Consider the following 19,048-nt stretch of genomic DNA (forward strand, 5'->3'; position numbering starts at 1 on the left):
AAGCGCGAACGATCATTCGGCCGCATTGCCTGAGAAAGCGCGTTTATCTTTTTGTTGGTAAGGCTTAGGCGCGACGCAATTGTGCCCTCGGTTGCTTGACTGCCCAGGAAATGGGCAGTCAATCTGGGCGCATGGCTTATGATTTCTCGAGTTTGTCTCATAACGAGTTTGAGGACTTGGCCCGCGACCTCGTAGGTCGCGAGATTGGCGAGCGTTTCGAGGCCTTTCCCGAGGGACCGGACGACGCGATGGACGGGCGACTCGCCCTCGCCGACGGCGATATTGTGCTGCAGGCAAAGCACTATCACCGATCGGGTTTCTCGGCGCTGAAATCCAAGATGAAGAGCGAGCGCACGGCCATCGATGGCCTGAAACCCTCGCGCTATATCCTCGTCACATCGGCTTCGCTCACGCCAAAAAACAAGACGGCGTTGACGGAGATTGTTGGGCCAGCTCTGCAAGGTCCCGGCGACATATTCGGACCTGGCGATCTCAATGCGCTGCTGCGCAAATATCCGGAGATCGAGAGAGCTCATCAGAAGCTCTGGGCGCAAAGCACCCCCGTTCTGAAATCGGTGATCAAGGAAGCATTCGAAGAAGCGCTCGGAAAGCCGCGACCGGTACCTCCTGTCCTCGCCAATCTGCTGCCGCCGGAGCAAGGGAACGCGCCTGGCGCGGGTGCCGCGCTAGCGGTGCGCGACACGATATTTCTGCTCAAGGCCACACCGATCGACGACGAGTTTGCGCTGTGGCTGGGCCCCAAGCTCGAGGCCGAAGGCTATCGCGTTTTCGCCGACATCCTGACGCTGCAGCCGGGTGACAAATTGCGGCGGCAGATGAACCAGGCCCTGCAGTACCGTGCGGCGAAAGTCCTCCTCGTCTGGCGCGATGCGACCCTTGCCGACCAGAACGTGCAGGACGATCTCGACATTGCGTTGGACGTGGCGAAGGAAATCGACGATCCGCGCTTCATCATTCCGCTTCGTGTCGAGCAGGGGAAGAAGGTCAAAGGTCTAGGCGACACGATGCCGGTCGATTTCGTCCGTGGTTGGGGAGAAGGCGCCGCCAGCCTCCTTGGGGCACTGCAGAGGCAGAAGGTCCCGCGATCCTGCGGTCCCGCCGTGATCGATCCTAACTGGGAAATCTTCCGCCGACGTGGCGCGGTCCCGCTCGTCGACGAAGCTAAACGCCTGACATCGAACTGGCTGCGCGCCGCGGAAGCGCCCGACGTCATTCGCTACTACGAGAGCACTGGAGCGATCGACAGCCGGTTGCTTGATCGGGCGATCGAGCAGTTCAAGTATCCATGCGCCCTACAGGGCGTTGGCTTCTTCAGCTTTGCGGACCAGACCGAGGTCAACATCGCGTTCGCATCGGCTGGCCGTTTTCAGATGAAGCACAAAATCCCGTTGCTGGATTTCGTCGACAGCGGTTTCCCGAACCTTGGCATCGAGCGACAGGTCGCATCGAACCTGGTTATTGCGATGATCAAGCAGGCGTGGCTCTCGTTCTGCAGGGAGAGAGGCTTCGTCGAATATCACTATTCCAACGCTGTCGGCTTCCACGCATCGGCCACGCAGATGCGGACCGGCCAACGCATTCCGTGGGGCAGGCAGGGGGACCGGCGGTCATCGATGCTGCGCAACGTGGCCAAGGGACATATCTGGCAGTTCGGCGTCACCGCGATGCCCTATCTCTGGCCGTTCTGGCATCTGAAGCTAAAGGCGCGGGTATTGTTTTCCCTAGACAACAACACGCCGGCGGGGCTCGATATCGACGATCCCAAGAAGCTGCATCGCCTGCGACGCAGCGTCTGCAAGGGATGGCGCAACAAGCAATGGCACAGCCGCATGCTTGCTTTCCTTGAGCTCCTGTCCGGCGACAGCGCGAACATTCGACTGGCGCTCGCGCAGGACGCCGAGTTGGTGATCGAGGCGGCGCCGATGCTGTTTGCGTCTCCGGTGAGCACAGTACTTCCCGATGTTCTCGATTCCGAGGAAGAAGAAGCCGACGTCAGCACGCTGGGTCGCCCGGATAACGATGACGAGGCCGACGAATGAAGTTTCCCGAGAAATCGCTCCAGGTTGAACATTTCAACGAGCCGCTACTGGAATTCGCCTACGCGCAGCGCAGTCCTCACCCGAAGGATGGTCTGTTCCTCTATGGACCCCACGCTAAGGCGAAAGGCACGCGCGAGATCCGTGTCGGGGTGGTCGGCACCAGCAACGGCATTGCGCATTTTCGTAGCTGGGCACGCAAGCTGAAGTCCGTCGTTCCGGTTCCACCGCCTGGAAAGGGTGAGAAGGCCGATCGCTTGCATCTGGCGAACTTCCCCGGGCTCGAGGAGGCCTTCGGGATATCGTTCGATCCGGATGAATGCAGTGCGCTGTCGATCCAGCTGAAGGATATTGAGCGCGCCACGCGCATCTTCAATCTCAATGAAGCGGTCGACAAGGTCGCCCGCCTCTACATCGATCGTGTCGAGCAGCATCGCCGCAACGACGAGCGATCAATCGACGTCTGGGTCCTTGTTCTGCCCGACATTGTCTATGAGCGCTGCCGGCCGCAATCTAAGCGCACTGCCCTTGCCTTGGAGCTGGGCGACTTCAAGAAGCGGCAGAAGGCGAAAGAAAACTTGCCGCTGTTGTCCGCCATGGGCGCCATCGATCAGTCCGACGAGGCGATTTTCGAGGATGTGCCCGACTTCCATCGCAGGATCAAGGCCGAGTTTCTGAGGATCGCGCCGACGCAGTTGGTGCGCGAGACGACGCTCGCGCCCGGCGCCTTCCTCAACAAGGCCAACTATCCTATCCGCAAGACGCAGGATGCGGCAACGGTCGCATGGAATCTCGCCACCGGGCTCTACTATAAGACGCAGCCGAAACCACCATGGCGGTTGGCGGACGTGCGGCCCGGCGTTTGCTACATCGGCATGGTATACAAAAGCCTGCCGAACGATCCTGACGGGCACGCCTGCTGCGCCGCTCAGATGTTCCTCAGCGAGGGTGACGGCGTCGTTTTCCGGGGCGCCAATGGTCCTTGGAAGACCGGCGACTATGAATATCATCTCAAGGCGCCGGCGGCTAAGGACTTGCTTGAGCTCGTGCTGAAAACCTACAGCGAAGAGCATGGCGCTCCCCCGAAGGAGCTGTTCATTCACGGGCAGACCTATTTCAACGATGAAGAGTGGAATGCTTTCGTCGCGGCCGCGCCGAAGGAGACAAATGTCGTCGGCGTAAGGATCCGTCCAACCGGGGGCGAAACCAAGCTCTTTCGGGATGGCGACTATCCGGTGCTGCGCGGCACAGCGCTCTTGCTCGACGATCAGACGGCGTATCTGTGGACGACAGGCTACGTGCCACAACTCGACACCTACATTGGGCCCGAAACGCCCAATCCACTGCATATCACGGTGATGCGGTCCAAGAAACCCAAGCCGAAAATCAAGACCGTGCTTGAGGACATCATGGGTCTGACCAAGATCAACTACAACTCGTGCAACTTTAACGATGGCTTGCCTGTCACGGTGCGCTTTGCGCGGATGGTCGGCGATGTCCTGACAATGGGATCGGCCAAGGGGGAGAAGCGTCAACCGTTCAAGTTCTATGTTTGACCCGCCTGTGAACAGGCGACGACTCAGCCAAGATCACAACAGAATTCCAGCTACGCTCCGCCGGCAAAGTGGTCGAGGTGCCTAGCTTCGTGCCTCTGGTGGGGGTCAATCATGGCCATGGCACATCTTGCCGGTTCGGCTGGTGTCATCGACGAGCACTTCCTGATGCACTACCTGTGGAGGCTCGTATCCTTCAGCCGCCCCGTTTGACTTCAAGAATCCGGGGCGTATCGGTTTGGCGAGCCTCGGCTCGGCACTGACACTTGTTGCGCTAGGGCAGTGAAACCGTGATCTCCTAAGGGAGTCCTCAGCAAATAGGCCTCACTAGACCTCTTCTACATTTAGGAGCATTCTCCCGCTTGGGGGATAGGGTGTGGATAGGTCTCGTTACGACAATCGTTCTGATCGCTGGCGCAAGCGCACTGGAGCAAAATGCTCTCGTGCACTGCGGCGGGCAAGTGTCCCGCGACGGTGGATTTTCGTCACCGCTGCTGCAGTCGTTGCCTTAGCCGCTCAGACGGTCATGATGCACAGTGACCGCTTGCCCGACCTGACCCCTTCGAGCTGGATCGAGCCAAAGCCCGCCCCCATGACCGGCGTGGCGTCCGTCATTGACGGTGACACGATTGAGATCCGCGGGCAGCGCATTCGGTTCAACGGGATCGATGCGCCAGAGAGCAAGCAATATTGCGACGACGCCAAGGGCTTCGAGTATCCATGCGGTCGGCGATCCGCCGAAGCGCTGGATAGCTTCCTCGCGGCCTCTAGGCCGTTGGCATGCATCTTTGTGACTTGGGATCGCTATCACCGGTTCGTCGGCGACTGCCGGGGCGCCGACGGCGCCAGCGTGGCGGCGTGGATGGTAGAGCATGGCCAGGCGCTCGATTGGCCTCGCTACAGCAATGGCGCCTACTCGCCGCAGCAGGCCAGGGCCAAGGCGGCGAGGCTTGGTCTATGGGTTGGCAAATTCGACGCGCCGTGGGACTGGCGCGCATCGCATGGCGACGCCGCAGGACCGTCGAGCCAGCCTCTCGGCATCATCAGTCGCAAGCTGGTCGCGCAAAGCGGCGGCTTTTCGTGCGAGCCCCGGCGATACTGCTCGCAAATCAGCTCCTGCGAAGACGCCCAATGGTACCTGCACAACTGTGCGTGGGGCCGCAAGCTGGATAGGGATGGTGACGGGGTAGCGTGCGAGACGCTCTGCTAGGGAGAGGGGTTCATGGATGACAAGTTCTACAACCGCGTCGGCGGCGATCGTATTTCTTCGCGGCAGATAGACGAGTTGATTGGGTTAGCGCGCGGCCTCGCTGCAGACGGAAGTATCAACAAGGCGGAAGTCGAGTTCCTTCAAAAGTGGCTGGCCGCCAATGTCGAGATTAGCGATCAGCCGATCGTCCGGACCTTGTACCGACGGGTCAATGAAATCCTTGCGGACGGCGTGCTCGATGCCGATGAACACACCGAACTTCTCGATACGTTGAACAGCTTCTCAAACCGAGATTTCGAACTCGGGGAAGTGTTGAAGCCCACCACCCTGCCCCTTTGCAATCCGCCTCCGCATTTGACCTTTGGAGGTCGGTCGTACTGTTTCACCGGGACGTTCAACTATGGCCAGAGGAAATACTGCGAGCAGGCCATAGCGGATCGTGGCGGCCGCGCCGGCAGCTTGACGCAAAAGACCGATGTGCTCGTGATCGGAGCCTATGCTACGGAGTCTTGGAAGCACTCATCGTTTGGCGACAAGATTTTCAAAGCGACCGCCTGGCGCGACGAAGGGTTGCCAATCTCGATTGTTGCCGAGAGCCATTGGGTCGGTTTTCTCTGACTTCGTCCGTTCGTTTGGCAGCGTCTCATACTATCAGCACCCTATTCGACCGAGGTGGAACGATGCGACACAATGCGTTCAGCGATCAGATCCGCCTGTCTCGGCAATTTGCATGTCGCTTCATTACGAGCGTGATCGCGCTTGCAGTTGCAACGGCAGCTGGGTGCAGCTCCATAGACTACCGGAAGCTCACCACCGGTCAGATATCCGGCAGCTTGTTCGTCATGTGGGTCGGTGAAGGCAACAGTTCCGGCGACGGGAATTTCCTGTTCGTACCCGACCCTCAAGACCCCTTAATCTTCCATCGGGCCGATCCGACGGCTCCAGGTAGTAAGATCAAGCCGGGCCTCATGTACACGGACGGCGGCTCAATCCCGAAAATCGCGCAAGCCTTTAAGGGGCTCTCACCTTGGGGCTACGCTCCGGCCTACATGATCCATGACTGGATCTTCATCGCGCATCACTGCATCGTCGACGGCAGCACCGAGAAGAGGTTCGACCAAGTCCGTGGCGTCGAGTTCGAGGACTCCGCAGCGATCCTCGGCGAGGCAATCAAGGCGTTGATCGCGGCGCGCCAGGTCGCGCCAAACGATGTTGCACCCAGCGCCATCACTGCAGCCGTGGGAAGCGCAATCGCCAAGAACCTTTGGGACGAGAAGGGAGCCTGTAAATCGTTGCAGGTCAGCGCGAAAGATATTGCTTCAGCAGAGGCGGCAATACCGGGCTCGACATCCAAAGCTCAAAATCTGAGGACCTTCCAAGTACCAGAAACCGTCGCACCGGCGGTCCGAGCAGTGAGGCCCGCGAAGATCATAGCACGCGTGTCCTTCTGACCTGCGCGTCGAGCAAGCCCGTGGCGGGCCGGCGTGCGGCGACCGACCGTCGAACGGCCGTCATGGGTGATGGTCATGGACTAGCGCGAATGGCGGCCCTTATCGGACAAGTCCGCTTTCAGCAGACGCCATAAACGACCCAAAAGAGGCACGACCCGGTTGTTGGTGATGCCATTTGTTTCGAGCAGGCGCCAGCAACGACCCCGTTTGGATTAACCGATAAGTCGGTTAATCCACAGGCCCACTCTGCATGTCGGCGATCTTATAGAATTTTGGCTGTGCCTTTTCCGGATCGATGACCAACAGTCCGGTGGAGCAAGCTAGAGCGGTGATCCCGCGGACGTTGGAATGCTTCCTGTAAAACGGATCGCCGCACGGAGCAGTGTTTCGCTCTCGTCATTTGCTATTGCCCGGTAAGCATAAAACCGCAAAGCCCTGCCGCCTTCTTGCCTAGCCCATAGGATTCGTGAATATGGTCCTCGGGGTTGTGTAGGGGTTTACCATGCGTCGCGTGTGCAGTGTGGGCGTCGCTGCGTTGTTGGCAGCTGTTGCTTTGCCAGCTATGAGCTGGGCATCATCGCTTTCCGAGTTTGTCCAGATCATTCAGAACGGCCAGCAAATGTCGCGGCCGATGGCTTTCAGGCCTCCGCAGTCGAATGCATTTTGGCTCGTTGTATCGAGCCGGCCCAGCGAAGGAGAGGCCATCTCACTTGCGCAATCCTATGCGCCGACACTGGGGCCGACTCTGGTCGTCCACAGCAGAAACGGAGTTTTTGCTGTCGTGGCCGGCACGCTGTACCAGGATAAGGCGAAGTCGAACCTCGCGGCTCTCAAGGAGTTGCGCATCATCCCACAGGATTCGTTTCTCTCTCGCGGAGACGGGTTGGATGGGCTGGTCTGGATGTCCTACCAAAGGGGAGCCTCGTTCGACTTCATAACGCAGCCGACCTATCTGAGAGTCGTCCAAAGAATCCAAGCGGCCATGTCCAGGCTTGGCATATATTCCGGCCCTGTCGAAGGGTTGATCGGGCCCACGACGGTGAAGGCCTTCAGGGCCTACCTTGCCCGCTTCGACCTGGAGCCGGGCGAATTGCTGACAGAGTACAGCCTCGCGGAGATCGAGCGTAACGCAGGCGATGGCTTCCACAGCGACCAGGAGCGAAACGCCGCCCGGGATCTCGGCTTTACGGACGCGCAGAGCTACAACGACGCAAGGTCCGGCGGCTTCACATCTGCAAGCGCATTCGCCCAGGCGAAGAGCATGGGTTTCATCACCCAACGCGACTACGATGCGGCAATGTCGGGCGGCTTCCGCACCAGCGACGAATACCAGCGGGCGCAGACAGGCGGCTTCACGGCTGCCAATGAATATCGTGCGGCCGTCCAACTTGGCATGAAGACTACAGTGGAGTTGGCCGCTTACCGCGCGTCTGGGTTTTCCGATCCCGCCGCGTACCGCGATGCGAAGCAGAACGGCTTTGCCGACAAAGCCTCCTATGACAAGGCAGAGGCCCGCAAGCTAAAGGCGGCGAGAGGCGCCGCAACGACGCTTCTTTCCGATGCCGAAACCTTTGTGAAGTTGAACCCTCAGACCTCGAACCTCGTCGAGATCGCTGGACAGGCCGCCGCGTTAAATGCCCAGGTCCAGACCGCATCCACCGATGCGCTGAACAATTCAGCGCTCAAGCTGAGCAACCTGCTGCTGGCGGTGCCCGGGTACTCCGAGTTTTCGGCATCGCGGGACAAGGAGCGTGCCCAGGCGATCGAAAAGCAGAGGGCTGAAATCTTCGCGGAGCTCCAGGCCGACCGCCAGGCGCTCAAACGCTGGATGAGCAGCCATCTGACGTCGACCAAGCTTCCAGAGGTCGTGCAGGAAGTTAAGGCGCTCGACGATGTTTCCGACACTAACGACCTGGACTCGCTGACCGACGCGAGAGAAGGCGTGCGGATGATGATCGCCCGCCAGGCGCTGGCGGAGGAACTGGATGCAAGCACGCCTGCTTCCAGCCAGTCAGGAAACATTGCCAACATAGAGAGCAACACCGCGACTTATGCGGTCACCGACTTGAACAAGGCGCTCCTCCGCGGCGCGCTGGAAGAAGTGGTGGTCCTCTACAACGCGGGTCCGAAGGCCCCTTCACTGCTGCGCACGATATCCGGCCAATTCTCCCTGACGAAGAACCAGGCTTGGATCTGCCTGCTCGGCCCACAGAGGACGCCTGCCTTGGACAAGGCCCTGCTCGAGGCCATCGACCCGATGGGCGGCAAGGCGACAAACGTCAAGTCGGACTGCGGGGCGAACGATCTTGAAAGCGCCGATATCTTCCTCGTCCAGCGGAAGACCTTCCTGGAAGCCCCGCCAACGCTGCAGGCGGCCTATCTCGAAGCGATGGAGGCCAAGACTATCCGCGTGTTCGAGCCCATCCACTTCGAGGATATCAAGGCCCGCATGGATTCGGACCAGGCGCTGGCTTTGAAGATCGCCCAGGAGGTCTCGTCGGGAACCCGCGAGGGATATGGCGGCATTCTGCTGATGAAGTCGTTGGACCGGATCTGCGCCGTCGCCGATGGCAATGCAGCCGTGCACGAGGCAACCATCAGCAAGATAGCCGATTTCGCAGGCATGTCGGGAAGCATCGTGAGGTATCCGTCGATCGACAAAGCCTACGAGGACGTACGGCACGAACAGTGCCGGGCGCTCTACGCGTCGGCCGCCAACCTGAAAGGCACCTCTGAAGCGCTGGCGCGCGACGGCGTACAGTTTGCCTTCGCCCCGGTGTGGCTCGACCAAAGCGAAGCCGCCAGTGCCGCGGCCAAACTGGATGCCGCCAATAAGGAAACAATCAAAGCCGCGGAGGCAAAGCGCGTAGCCGCCGACGAGGCGAAGAAGATCGCCGCCCAGCACGAGGCGGACGAGAAGAATTCCAAGTCAGCCCGACAGGCGGATTTGCGCCAGAAGAACGGGCCGGCAGCGACAGCCCTGCTGAACCTCTTCTCGGATAGCCTGAAGAGGACCGTCCTGGGTACGGCAGATAAGGCCAACACCTCCTCTGGGATTAATGTGGAGACCCTGTTCCCAGATTTCGCAAAGTGGAACGCAGGCCTTTCGCAAGACGACTGGAAGGCCACTGACGTGATATCCGAGGTGGAGGACTACGGCACCGTCAATTGGAAGGGTCGCAATCTGGACGGCATCGTCGTCAAGGCGACGGTGAAGATGGCGAGCGCGGAGCGCGGTCAGTACCAAGACGAGTGCTTTCTGTTCGGCGCCGTCGTCGACAACGAGTTCCAGATGGTTCGCGACCCGTATGAGTCCAAATGCAATGAAACCAACACTCCTACCCAGTGGGCCGTTGGTCACGAGCTCAAGAGCCTTTGGCTCGCCAATTGACCGACGGCGACGAGACAACAAGCCGGTATCCGCAAATCTCACTCCGCACGTCGAGGATGGCTCCTCGAAAGCGCGCTCCAACAAGTACCAAGGCCAAACACGTTCAGAAGGTCCTCACCGCCCTTCTTGCCTAACCTATCCCTCATCCCGATCGGAAAACTCGGGCATGATGTCGCCCGCCAGCAGCTTTTCCTTCGACAGCAGTCCTGCGTCCTCGAGCGCCTCGAAATCCGGCAGCTGGCGCAGCGTGTCGACCCCGAACTGCGAGAGAAAGTTCTTGGTCGTCACATAGGTGTAGGGCGCGCCCGGCTGCGGGCTGCGCGGCCCCGAGGCGATCAGATCCTGCGCGCGCAGCACGCCAATCAGGTCGCGCGACACCTCCTTGCCGAAAAAGGAAGACAGCTCGCCGCGCGTGATCGGCTGGAAATAGGCAATGCACATCAGCACGAGTGCCTCCGCCTGCGACAGTTCTTTTGTCCCCTGCCCCGCGGTTGTCCCGAATGCGGCGTGGATGATGTCGCCAAAACCCTTTTTGGTCCGGTGCTGCCAGCCGCCGGCGACCGACACCAGCTCGTAGGGACGGCCGGCAAGCTCGGCGCGGATGTCGTCGATGATCAGCTCGATATTGCAGTTTCTTCCCACCACCCGCGCGAGGACACTACGTGTCACCGGCTCGCTGGCGGCAAAGATCACCGCTTCGACGCGGCCCATCCATTCGCGCCAGCGCAGTTCTGGCGGCAGGTGATCGAGCTCGGTGTCGAGCAGCGCCGGCTGATCGCTTAGCTTGCGGCGGGAGGCTTCGCTCATCGCTAGAGCCCAAACAGCCGGAAAGAGGGACGGCCGGACAGCTCACGCACGGCATCGAGCTGTTGCAGCCGCTCGAACAGGCGCCGCGACGCAAAACGCGAAAGGTTTTTCGTCGTCTGCGATCCGGCGACGGCATCTTCATTCAGGAGCAAAAAAATCACGTCGCCGGCGCCTTTCGCGCGCAGTTTTGGCGCGACCGTCACAAGTTTCTCGGCGCGGCGCGACAGCTCGCCGGCCAGCCGGCAGGCCTCGGCCGCCGCTTGAACCAGCGCCACGCAGACCGCCCGCTCAAAACCTTTTTCCCCCGGTCGGATGCGCTTGCCGCCGCCGGCCACAGCGCGGAAGGCTGTGCCAAAAACCTGCTTCATCAACAGCGGCAGCGGTCGCGGCCAGCGCAGGCTTTGCGCCAACACCAGGTCGGCGAGCCACCAGGCAAAAAGCTCGGCATCCGGTCGCATGGCGATAACGTGTGCGGCGATCGCCGCGGCGGCGAACGGCGCCGGCCGCTGCGCCTCCGCCAGATTTTCGATCTCCGTGCAGAGGTCGGCGAGAGCCTCTTTGCCCCAAGCGAGCCCGAGCAACTCGACCACCTTCGCCAGCCGTTCGACGCCGGCGGCGGGCGGCTGCAGCGCCAGCTGGCGCCAGGCGCCAAAAATGGCGCCGGCGGGACCGGGGTCGGCGCCGGCCGGGCGCAAGTGCCAGGCGTCGCGCAGGGCGGCCGCATCCTCGGCGCGACCGGCGAGCCGCATGCTGACGGCGGCGCAGTTGAGCGCCAGCCGCTGGCGCCAGGCGCCGGACCAGCCAGGCTGCGCCCGAGCAAGCACGTCGAGCGAAGCCAGGGCGGCGCCGGCCTGGAAGGCGGCGTCACAGTCGCTCGGCGCGCCGGCGCTTGCGAGCGCCCAGGCTGGAACGGGCGGCGGCGCGGCGGGGCTGGCGGTCGCGGGGTCGAGGCGAATCATCATTTGGAGGGTAAAGCGGCTGTGCGCTTTATGCCATCTCTTCCCCATCAAAACGCACAGCCTGTCGTGGATACAAAACGAATGATAATGTTGCCTTATCATTCGTTTTGCTCTCTACATGAGAAATGGCCGTTTTCGTCGAGCAGAAGCCCAAGAATCACGCCGAGCGAGGCTCCGGACCGTCCCACAGCACGGCTGCAGTCATGGATCATTCGCCAGCAGAGGCGGTCACCGACGATCTCCCCGATATCATCGATGTCGTTTTCGCCATGGGACAGCCGTCAGACGACTTTTCGGGGGAGAACACGGCACCGGCCGCGCAGCCAATTGTTGGCCTTCCGGCTCATCTGGAAGGGCTCGCCGAGCGCGCCCGCGATTACGTCGAGGCGGCGAGCTCGGCCAACACTCGCCGCGCCTACGCCGCAGACTGGAAGCACTTTTGCGCCTGGGCGCGCCGCCAGCATCTCGATATGTTGCCGCCCGATCCGCAGGTCGTCGGCCTTTACATCACGGCCTGCGCGTCCGGGAAGGTAACGGGCGACAAGAAGCCGAACGCCGTCTCGACGATCGAGCGACGTCTGTCGTCGCTGACCTGGAATTTTTCGCAGCGTGGCCAGCCGCTGGACAGAAAGGACCGGCATATCGCCACCGTTCTGGCCGGCATTCGCAACAGCCACGCCAAGCCACCTGTGCAGAAGGAGGCCATTCTTCCCGAAGATCTCATTGCCATGCTCGAGACGCTGGACCGGGCCGGCTTACGCGGCTTGCGCGACCGCGCCATGCTGCTTCTGGGTTTCGCCGGCGGCCTGCGCCGCTCCGAAATCGTCGGTCTCGACGTCGGCCGCGATCAGACCGAAGATAGTCGTGGCTGGATCGAGTTCTTCCCTGGCAAAGGCGTCCTGGTCACGCTGCGCGGCAAGACCGGCTGGCGTGAGGTCGAAATCGGCCGCGGCTCGTCCGATGCCACTTGCCCGGTTGTCGCCCTGCAGACCTGGCTGAAGCTGGCGCGGATCGCCCATGGTCCCCTCTTCCGGCGCGTCACCGGCCAAGGCAAGACGGTCGGCGCCGAGCGGCTCAACGACCAGGAAGTGGCGCGACTGGTCAAGCGCACCGCTCTGGCCGCTGGTGTCCGCGGCGACCTGTCCGAAGGTGATCGCGCGACAAAATTCTCGGGCCACTCGTTGCGCGCTGGCCTTGCTTCCTTGGCCGAGGTTGATGAGCGCTATGTGCAAAAGCAACTAGGACACGCCTCCGCAGAAATGACCCGCAAATACCAGCGCCGTCGCGATCGGTTCCGCGTCAATCTCACCACGGCATCAGGGCTGTAGGCGGCGAAAAGCTCCGCCCCTGCCCTTCGGATGCCTAGACTGCGTTATCGCCAGGACAGCTGGTCCTTCGGCAGCCGGCCGCTCGGGTCGAATACGGTTACCTTGTGCGGCAGATCCGGACCCCAGTTCCAAAGGACGAGGTTGCGATCCTCAATCTCTGCGCCCGGCGCGAAACTTGGGACCACAATGCCGGCAATATTTCGAGGGCGCAACCGGTCGTAAATGGACCAGGACGCCGGGCGCTCTCCGTCGCTGAGAGCCGTTGCCCAGGCGCAGGCCATCTCTTCGAGCGTCACAGAAAACTCTTCCCTCCCCTCTTGCGTTGTCAGATCGGCAATGTCGTCACAATCGATCTCATAGGAGCAAAGCACGCACGGATCGATACGCTGTGCGAAGCCCTGGTTGGCTTCCTTGATCGCAGTCATGATGGTCAGTGCCAGATAGAGTGCCGGCACGCCTTTGGGATTGAATCGGGCGCCTCGGCTCGCCGCTCCTTCGCCGGAAGTCGGCTTGAATGCCCAACGTGGATCGTGTGCGCGGTAGCAGGTTCTGACGAACTTCACGCAAACCCGCCAACGGCCATGTGATCGAGATAATCACGGACCGCTGCTGCCTTGCCGTCCTTCACCAGCGCCTCAGCGGTGCGTCCCCCAAACGCTGGAAGCGGCTGAGCCCGGTACCAAGCCATCGCCTGCTCCTTGCCGCCCGCCCAATCCGTCACGCGGCTGATGATCTCGAGCATTTCCCGTAGACGCCCCTGGGTCTTTACCGTGGCGCTACGCTCTGATCGATAAAGGGTCTCGCGCGCAAGACCGGCGGTCTGGGCTAACTGGCCTTTGGACATGCCAAAACCGTCCGCGACCTGCTCGATCGCAATCTTCCCGTTCCGGTCCATATAGGACAAGATGAGAGGTCCGTTCTGCTCGGGTATCTTGAGTGCATGGGCCACGACATTCACCATACCATATCGAGAGTCATATTTCCTGTGCAAAAGATATGGCAGTTCTCGACAACTTTCAAGGACTGAACCAATTCAAGCTGTTGCAACGCCTAGCGCGCGCGGATCAAGCCGACGTGCGCGGTCGAGGCAGCAAGTTCGACGTCGCGCCGAAGCCGCCGACTGGAAGGAGTTTCGTGCCTGCTGTCGGCGTCAGTCGTTTGATCCGCTGCCGCCAGACCCACAGATCGTCGGCCTCGACATCACGGCCAAGCCTCGGGATCGGCCAGGGACAAAAAGTCGGTGCCGACCATCAACCCCGGCTGTGTCGTCGCTGACCTGGACTATACACAACGCGGTCAACTGCTCGACCGGAACGACGGGGCAGCGCCACCGTGCTCGTCGGCATCCGTAACAAACACGCCTCCCCGCCCGTCAAGGCAAGCCATCCTGCGCGAGGATCTTCTCGCTCTGGAAACGCTCGACGGCAGCATGCTGCGCGCTCTGCGCGACCGCGCCATGCTGTGTTTGGGCTCCGCTGGTGGCTGCGCCGCTCCGGAATCGTCGGCCTTGATGTTGCGCGAGGATGGGCGCGGCTAGATCGACGTTTGCCCGTGCAAGGGCGTGCTGGTTACGTTGCGAGGCAAGACCGGCTGGCGCGAGGTCGAAATTGGTCGTGGCTCGTCCGACGCCGCCTGCCCTGTTGTCGCCCTGTAGGCTTGGCTGAAGCTGGCCCGTATTGCGCATGGCCCCCTCTTCCGGCGCGTCACCGGTCATGGCAAAACAATGGCGCCGAGCAACTGAACGCTCAGCAGGTGGGGCGGCCGGTCAAACGCGCGGCCTTGCCGCCGGTGCGCGCGGGATCTTTCCGAGCGCGGCCAAAAGCGTTTTCTGGCCATCGGCTGCGCGCAGGCCTCGCGTCCTCGGCCGAGATTGATGAACGCCATGTGCAAACGCAGCTAGCCACGCCAGCGCCGAGATGACCCGCAAGTACCAGCGGCGTCGCGATCGTTCGGATTAACCGCACCAAGGCATCCGGGCTCTGAAAGACCGCTCTCGATTGTTCGCTGCCGTGAGGCGGTCAAGTGCTTGAGGTGATGACAACACGTCGTCGAGCAAAGCAATCGCTGCGACCAGACTGTCGGCGGCCGACGCTTCGTAGCCAGGCATTATCATCAGTTGCGCAATGGCGCGACTAACGAATTCCGGGTTGGGCTTTTCCATTCGCTCTTTGGTGCGAACGACCTGTTCGGGAAGCGCGCGTGGGGCGTTGAGGTTCTCGCCCAATTGCGACCGGCCTGCAGCGGCGATACCGAAGATGTCGCGCGGGTTGGCTTGCGATCCGCGGTAATAGACCTTCTTGGCGATAATTTCCGGAATGGTTTCAAGACGCACCGTCCTGCCTTCCACCACACGGGTTCGAACGGGCATCGTTGTCAGCGCTCCGGCAACGATGAAGTCAATCTCGCCTCAAGGGCGAACTTCTGAAACCGAAGCCAGTTCCCAGATAATCAGATGGCAGTAGCTGCTTGCAGGCGAAATCAGTGGACTCGTCCTCCGTCTACCCGTCAGCGATGAGACGTCGAGTCAGGCCGACCAGCACGCGTTCTTCGCCCCTCCCTGTTGAGATCTTGCATGACCAAGCAAACGCGTCCGCCTCCCTAACCCGCGTCGGGCCTTGTCTGCCACACTTCAGTTGTCCGCGGACAACCGCCTGTCCGTCCAAGGGCTAGTCGCGTTTGAGGCACGTATTCCGGTGTCAGTTTCGTTCTGGAACGCTATCAGCGCACGCTGTCTGGCTACTTCCCCGATACGGCGGTCAAGTGTAGTTGCGGCCGAACGGGGGACGGGCTCTCACGAAGTGAGTCAGGGTTTCCCATGAGTTGAAAGCCATGGTTTTCAAAGCGCGAAGCCAGCCGGACGGACGATTCGATTAAACTGGACTGGAATTGCTATGCGCTGAGCGCTAGGATTGACAATCGTCCCAATGGTGCAAGGCGATGGACAAGGTTGCTGCGGCCCGCGAACCTCCTAAGGAGAGGAGAAGGGTTCGCGCGGCTCAATATGTACGAATGTCCACCGAGCACCAGACTTATTCCCTTGAGAATCAGAAGGATGCAATCCGAAGTTATGCCGAGGTCATGGCGTACGACATCGTCGCCACCTATGAAGATCCCGGCCGTAGCGGGTTGCACATACAAGGCCGACCCGGCCTCAAGAAGCTGCTATTCGACATTGAACACGGACTCGCCGACTACGAGACGGTCGTCGTCTACGACGTGAGCAGATGGGGCCGGTTCCAAAGCGTCGATGAAAGCGCTTCCTACGAATATCGATGTCAGATGGCGGGTGTACGGATCGAGTTTTGCGCCGAGCAATTCGCGAATGATGGCACCGTCGGATCCGATGTACTCAAGGCCATAAAGCGCAGCATGGCTGCAGAGTACAGCCGGATGTTGTCACAGAGGGTCTTTTTGGGCCAGGTGAGGATGGCCCGCATGGGCTTCCACGTAGGCGGCATGCAGGGGCTCGGACTAAGGCGTCTGATGGTTGACCAGTTCGGACAGCCCAAACTCATCCTCGCCCGCTACGAACACAAGAACTTCCAGACAGACCGGGTGATCATCGTACCGGGGCCACCGGAAGAGATAGCTACTGTTCGATTGATCTTTCGCCTTTTCGTCAGGTCACGCAAGAACGAACCTCAAATCGCGAAATACCTGAATGCCCGGGGGATCCTGAACGACTTCGGCAGGCCTTGGAAGGCCTATGGCGTGCGCCGTGTCCTGACCAATGAGAAATATATCGGCAACAACGTTTGGAATAGACGCTGCACCAAGCTCAAAACCAAGGCTGTGTACAATCCTCCGGATCAATGGGTCAGGGCGGACAACGCCTTTGAACCTATCATCAGTCGCGAACTATTCGACAAAGCACAGCAGATGTTAAAAGCGCTCTACCTTCACATGAGCGATGACGAGATGCTGTCAGCCCTACGAAAACTCTACAAACGGCATGGGAAACTGTCATCCGACATCATTAACGCAGCGCCCGGATGCCCTTCGGCCTATCGCTACAGCGCGCATTTCGGGGGCCTGCTCGGTGCATACAAGCTGATCGGTTGCCTGCCGCCCAGAAAGTTTCATTTCATCGAGATTGACAGGCGCCTCACGGCTATCCGCCATCGCGTTATGGAAGACCTGCTCGTCGCGGTCGACAAGGCAGGCGGCCGAGCTTCCCAGGCTCCTGAAACGGAGATCATCCGCATCAATGGCGAGTTGACCGTAGCGCTCGCAATCGCCAGGTGTCGCGTTTCGCATTGTGCATATCCCCGCTGGTCTTCGAGGGCGGTGCGAGAGGCCATGGCGGATATTTTCGTCTTGATCCGCATGCAGCCGGGCAATCTGATCATTCGCGATTACCTGATCGCTCCGATGCATGAAATCGTGGGGTTCAAAGGAGATTTCCATGTCAACAATGGAATGAAGCTGGATGCGTTTCTTTTCCGATCACTAGATCCGCTCGTTGCGCTGGCTGAGCGAGCATTCGTAGGGAACGCCGCATGAAGGTGCGCCGCGTAGTTTTAGGCTTGGAAGCCGCCGACCACATTTTGCAAAATAACCGCACAAGACACGCAGCGCTTTTGGAAAAGATGCACGAGCCCAACAGATGGTTCACCGGTCCATGGCTGTGCAAAACCTATCAGGCTGAATGCCAAAGAACGCGGGACATGATCGCCGAAGCGAGTATCTCTCGGCATCTGTTGGAGACGATCACAGAGGTGTTTCGACATCCGATTAAGCAGGAATCGTTCCGTCGCCTGCTATCGGCCGAAAGCCTGGCCTCTGTGCCGAAGGCCCTAACCGAAGGGCCTACTTTGAACCTGCTCGCGGACAGTTCAGCGCCAAGGCCGTTGGTCAATGGAGTTTCTCCCGAGGCTCTCGATCTTTTGCAGGATTGGAATGTGCCTCCGCAGGTCTTCGCGTCCTTGCGCAAGATGGTTCCGGAAAGGCAGTTCAATGCGGCAAGGCTCATGATCGCCCTGAAGAGGATGGGCTTCCACTATGCGCAACTCCTCTCAACGCTCACTCCGGCGTCGCAGTTGGCGGATCCCTCCGTGCCGAGAAAGAAGTTTGTCGGGGTGACAGCCGATCAGCTGGCCGCCATGGAAACTGAGTTTGATTTGCTGAACGAAGAATTTCTGTACTGCGCAAGCCTTCGTGGCACCTGGGCCCTGGAGTTGATGGCGGCAAGGCTCTATCTCGACCGTCTGATGGAAAATGCACGGGTGGTCAGACACCTTGCGCGGGATTTCCCGGAGCAGCTCGGGAGGTTCCAATCGATACTGGACATTCCAGCAGGTGGGGAAGGTTTGACGAGCCAACCGGTAAAAACCGGGCTTAGGCGCACGCATTTCGTCTTTTGAGCTGGCGCCTTCGGGCAAGATGCAGCCCGCTACGTATTGACGTTCACAATTGACACAAATTGGGAAGGCGGTTTCGAGACACCCTTCGCCCATTCGATCTGGGCAGCTACTCCGATGGCAGCGAGCTTGTGGAGCGTGATCTTGATCGATTCACCGGTTGCAGTCGAATTTCAGCTTCAAAGGATCAACGCCGCCGCCATAGACCATCATGAGATCGGCCGATCTGCAGTAGCGGACGTTGCCGCAACTGCATTCCACCTTCACAAGCATATTGTGCCGGGTCGCCTTCCCCAGCGTGTCGATCGGGTCGTGCGCCACGAGAACAGAAAAGGAACAAATTCCTTGCCCGTCCAGCGGCCTTATGGAATCTTTGCGCAGATGAGCGACGAACCAATCAGGCTTCCCGACGCCATAACGCCCGTGTCGCGCGAGCGCGCCAGAGTGCTAGGGCACCTGTGCGAGCACACGGGTTGCGCGAAGCACGGAGGGTTCGGCTTTGCTCGGCATCGCCAAGAGCCGCATTGGTTCTGCTTCGAGCACCGGGATGATGGCGAACGCTATCTCTGAAGGAGGAAACCCATGGTAGATAGACCACCGTATATGCCCACAGGAATTGGCATTGGCATGCTGGGTGATGACGAAACGAAGATCGGCGTCCTGATTTTCGAGACGGCGGAAGGCAATTTCGATTTCGCCATCAACCAACAGGCGGTCGAAGTCATTCGGCAGGCGCTCAGCAAGATCGAGACGCACCTGACGAAGGGGAAAATCTTGAACCTCGATTAGCCGGTGAAACTATTCTATGCCGCTGACGTTCTTGCCGTCTCAGGGTAGGCGGGCAGGTGGTGCTTGGCAGGATTCAGGAAGTTCGGGTGTCGGCAATGTCTCGGCGCCGGCAAGGTTTTTCAATGCGCGAAGTGGCTGAGCTC

The 19,048-nt window shown here is 60.3% G+C and carries 16 protein-coding genes and 1 pseudogene; 12 read left to right on the forward strand and 5 right to left on the reverse strand.

Annotation, left to right across the window (positions count from 1 at the left end; translation table 11 throughout):
- Positions 1–176 precede the first annotated feature (176 nt).
- From LB524_RS17110 to LB524_RS17135, 6 genes are all read left to right on the forward strand, one after another.
- Positions 177–2,060 carry a toll/interleukin-1 receptor domain-containing protein gene (locus tag LB524_RS17110; RefSeq protein WP_224528524.1) on the forward strand — a complete coding sequence of 628 codons (1,884 nt, stop codon included), beginning with the start codon at positions 177–179 and terminating at the stop codon, positions 2,058–2,060.
- Complete coding sequence (locus tag LB524_RS17115) at positions 2,057–3,613, forward strand: argonaute/piwi family protein (RefSeq protein ID WP_224528527.1); 1,557 nt, start codon at positions 2,057–2,059, stop codon at positions 3,611–3,613. The genes LB524_RS17110 and LB524_RS17115 overlap by 4 nt, the downstream gene beginning before the upstream one ends.
- A gap of 523 nt (positions 3,614–4,136) precedes the next feature.
- A complete protein-coding gene (locus LB524_RS17120; protein WP_224528529.1) occupies positions 4,137–4,820 on the forward strand; it encodes a thermonuclease family protein in 684 nt (227 codons plus the stop codon).
- A 12-nt stretch (positions 4,821–4,832) separates the two neighbouring features.
- Positions 4,833–5,438 carry a BRCT domain-containing protein gene (locus tag LB524_RS17125; RefSeq protein ID WP_224528531.1) on the forward strand — a complete coding sequence of 202 codons (606 nt, stop codon included), beginning with the start codon at positions 4,833–4,835 and terminating at the stop codon, positions 5,436–5,438.
- 62 nt (positions 5,439–5,500) lie between these two features.
- Positions 5,501–6,271, forward strand: a complete 771-nt coding sequence (locus tag LB524_RS17130; RefSeq protein ID WP_224528533.1) for a DUF1353 domain-containing protein — start codon at positions 5,501–5,503, stop codon at positions 6,269–6,271.
- Between the two features lie 502 nt (positions 6,272–6,773).
- Complete coding sequence (locus tag LB524_RS17135; RefSeq protein ID WP_224528535.1) at positions 6,774–9,662, forward strand: hypothetical protein; 2,889 nt, start codon at positions 6,774–6,776, stop codon at positions 9,660–9,662.
- Between the two features lie 135 nt (positions 9,663–9,797).
- On the opposite strand, the gene scpB is transcribed toward LB524_RS17135, so the two are convergent.
- Both scpB and LB524_RS17145 read right to left on the reverse strand, forming a co-directional pair.
- Positions 9,798–10,469 carry an SMC-Scp complex subunit ScpB gene (gene scpB / locus LB524_RS17140; RefSeq protein WP_224528554.1) on the reverse strand — a complete coding sequence of 224 codons (672 nt, stop codon included), beginning with the start codon at positions 10,467–10,469 and terminating at the stop codon, positions 9,798–9,800.
- A gap of 2 nt (positions 10,470–10,471) precedes the next feature.
- Positions 10,472–11,428: a DUF1403 family protein gene (locus LB524_RS17145; protein ID WP_224528700.1), complete on the reverse strand. Its 957-nt coding sequence runs from the start codon at positions 11,426–11,428 to the stop codon at positions 10,472–10,474.
- Positions 11,429–11,631: 203 nt separating this feature from the next.
- On the opposite strand from LB524_RS17145, the gene LB524_RS17150 reads away from it, so the two are divergent.
- Positions 11,632–12,756, forward strand: a complete 1,125-nt coding sequence (locus LB524_RS17150; protein ID WP_411909918.1) for a site-specific integrase — start codon at positions 11,632–11,634, stop codon at positions 12,754–12,756.
- Positions 12,757–12,800: 44 nt separating this feature from the next.
- Here the strand turns inward: LB524_RS17150 and LB524_RS17155 are convergent, their stop codons facing one another.
- On the reverse strand, positions 12,801–13,319 hold the full coding sequence (locus tag LB524_RS17155) for an RES family NAD+ phosphorylase (RefSeq protein WP_224528559.1): 519 nt from the start codon (positions 13,317–13,319) through the stop codon (positions 12,801–12,803).
- Positions 13,316–13,705, reverse strand: a complete 390-nt coding sequence (locus LB524_RS17160; RefSeq protein ID WP_006339603.1) for an MbcA/ParS/Xre antitoxin family protein — start codon at positions 13,703–13,705, stop codon at positions 13,316–13,318. The genes LB524_RS17155 and LB524_RS17160 overlap by 4 nt, the downstream gene beginning before the upstream one ends.
- Before the next feature lie 82 nt (positions 13,706–13,787).
- On the opposite strand from LB524_RS17160, the pseudogene LB524_RS17165 reads away from it, so the two are divergent.
- A pseudogene (locus LB524_RS17165) lies at positions 13,788–14,739 on the forward strand (integrase).
- Here the strand turns inward: LB524_RS17165 and LB524_RS17170 are convergent.
- Complete coding sequence (locus tag LB524_RS17170; protein WP_224528565.1) at positions 14,711–15,124, reverse strand: hypothetical protein; 414 nt, start codon at positions 15,122–15,124, stop codon at positions 14,711–14,713. The pseudogene LB524_RS17165 and the gene LB524_RS17170 overlap by 29 nt on opposite strands.
- 569 nt (positions 15,125–15,693) lie before the next feature.
- On the opposite strand from LB524_RS17170, the gene LB524_RS17175 reads away from it, so the two are divergent.
- The 4 genes from LB524_RS17175 (at position 15,694) to LB524_RS17190 (ending at position 18,905) form a co-directional block, all read left to right on the forward strand.
- Positions 15,694–17,259 carry a recombinase family protein gene (locus LB524_RS17175; RefSeq protein WP_224528567.1) on the forward strand — a complete coding sequence of 522 codons (1,566 nt, stop codon included), beginning with the start codon at positions 15,694–15,696 and terminating at the stop codon, positions 17,257–17,259.
- Positions 17,256–18,119 carry a plasmid partitioning protein RepB C-terminal domain-containing protein gene (locus LB524_RS17180; RefSeq protein ID WP_015316564.1) on the forward strand — a complete coding sequence of 288 codons (864 nt, stop codon included), beginning with the start codon at positions 17,256–17,258 and terminating at the stop codon, positions 18,117–18,119. Before LB524_RS17175 ends, LB524_RS17180 begins: the two co-directional genes overlap by 4 nt.
- Positions 18,120–18,260: 141 nt before the next feature.
- Positions 18,261–18,686 (forward strand): hypothetical protein, encoded by a 426-nt coding sequence (locus LB524_RS17185; RefSeq protein WP_224528718.1) that lies wholly within the window; start codon positions 18,261–18,263, stop codon positions 18,684–18,686.
- 57 nt (positions 18,687–18,743) lie between these two features.
- Positions 18,744–18,905: a hypothetical protein gene (locus LB524_RS17190; protein ID WP_224528570.1), complete on the forward strand. Its 162-nt coding sequence runs from the start codon at positions 18,744–18,746 to the stop codon at positions 18,903–18,905.
- The last annotated feature ends 143 nt before the right edge of the window (positions 18,906–19,048 follow it).

It is taken from the genome of Mesorhizobium sp. ESP6-5 (assembly GCF_020164695.1).
In the GTDB taxonomy this organism is placed as follows: Bacteria; Pseudomonadota; Alphaproteobacteria; order Rhizobiales; family Rhizobiaceae; genus Mesorhizobium; species Mesorhizobium australicum.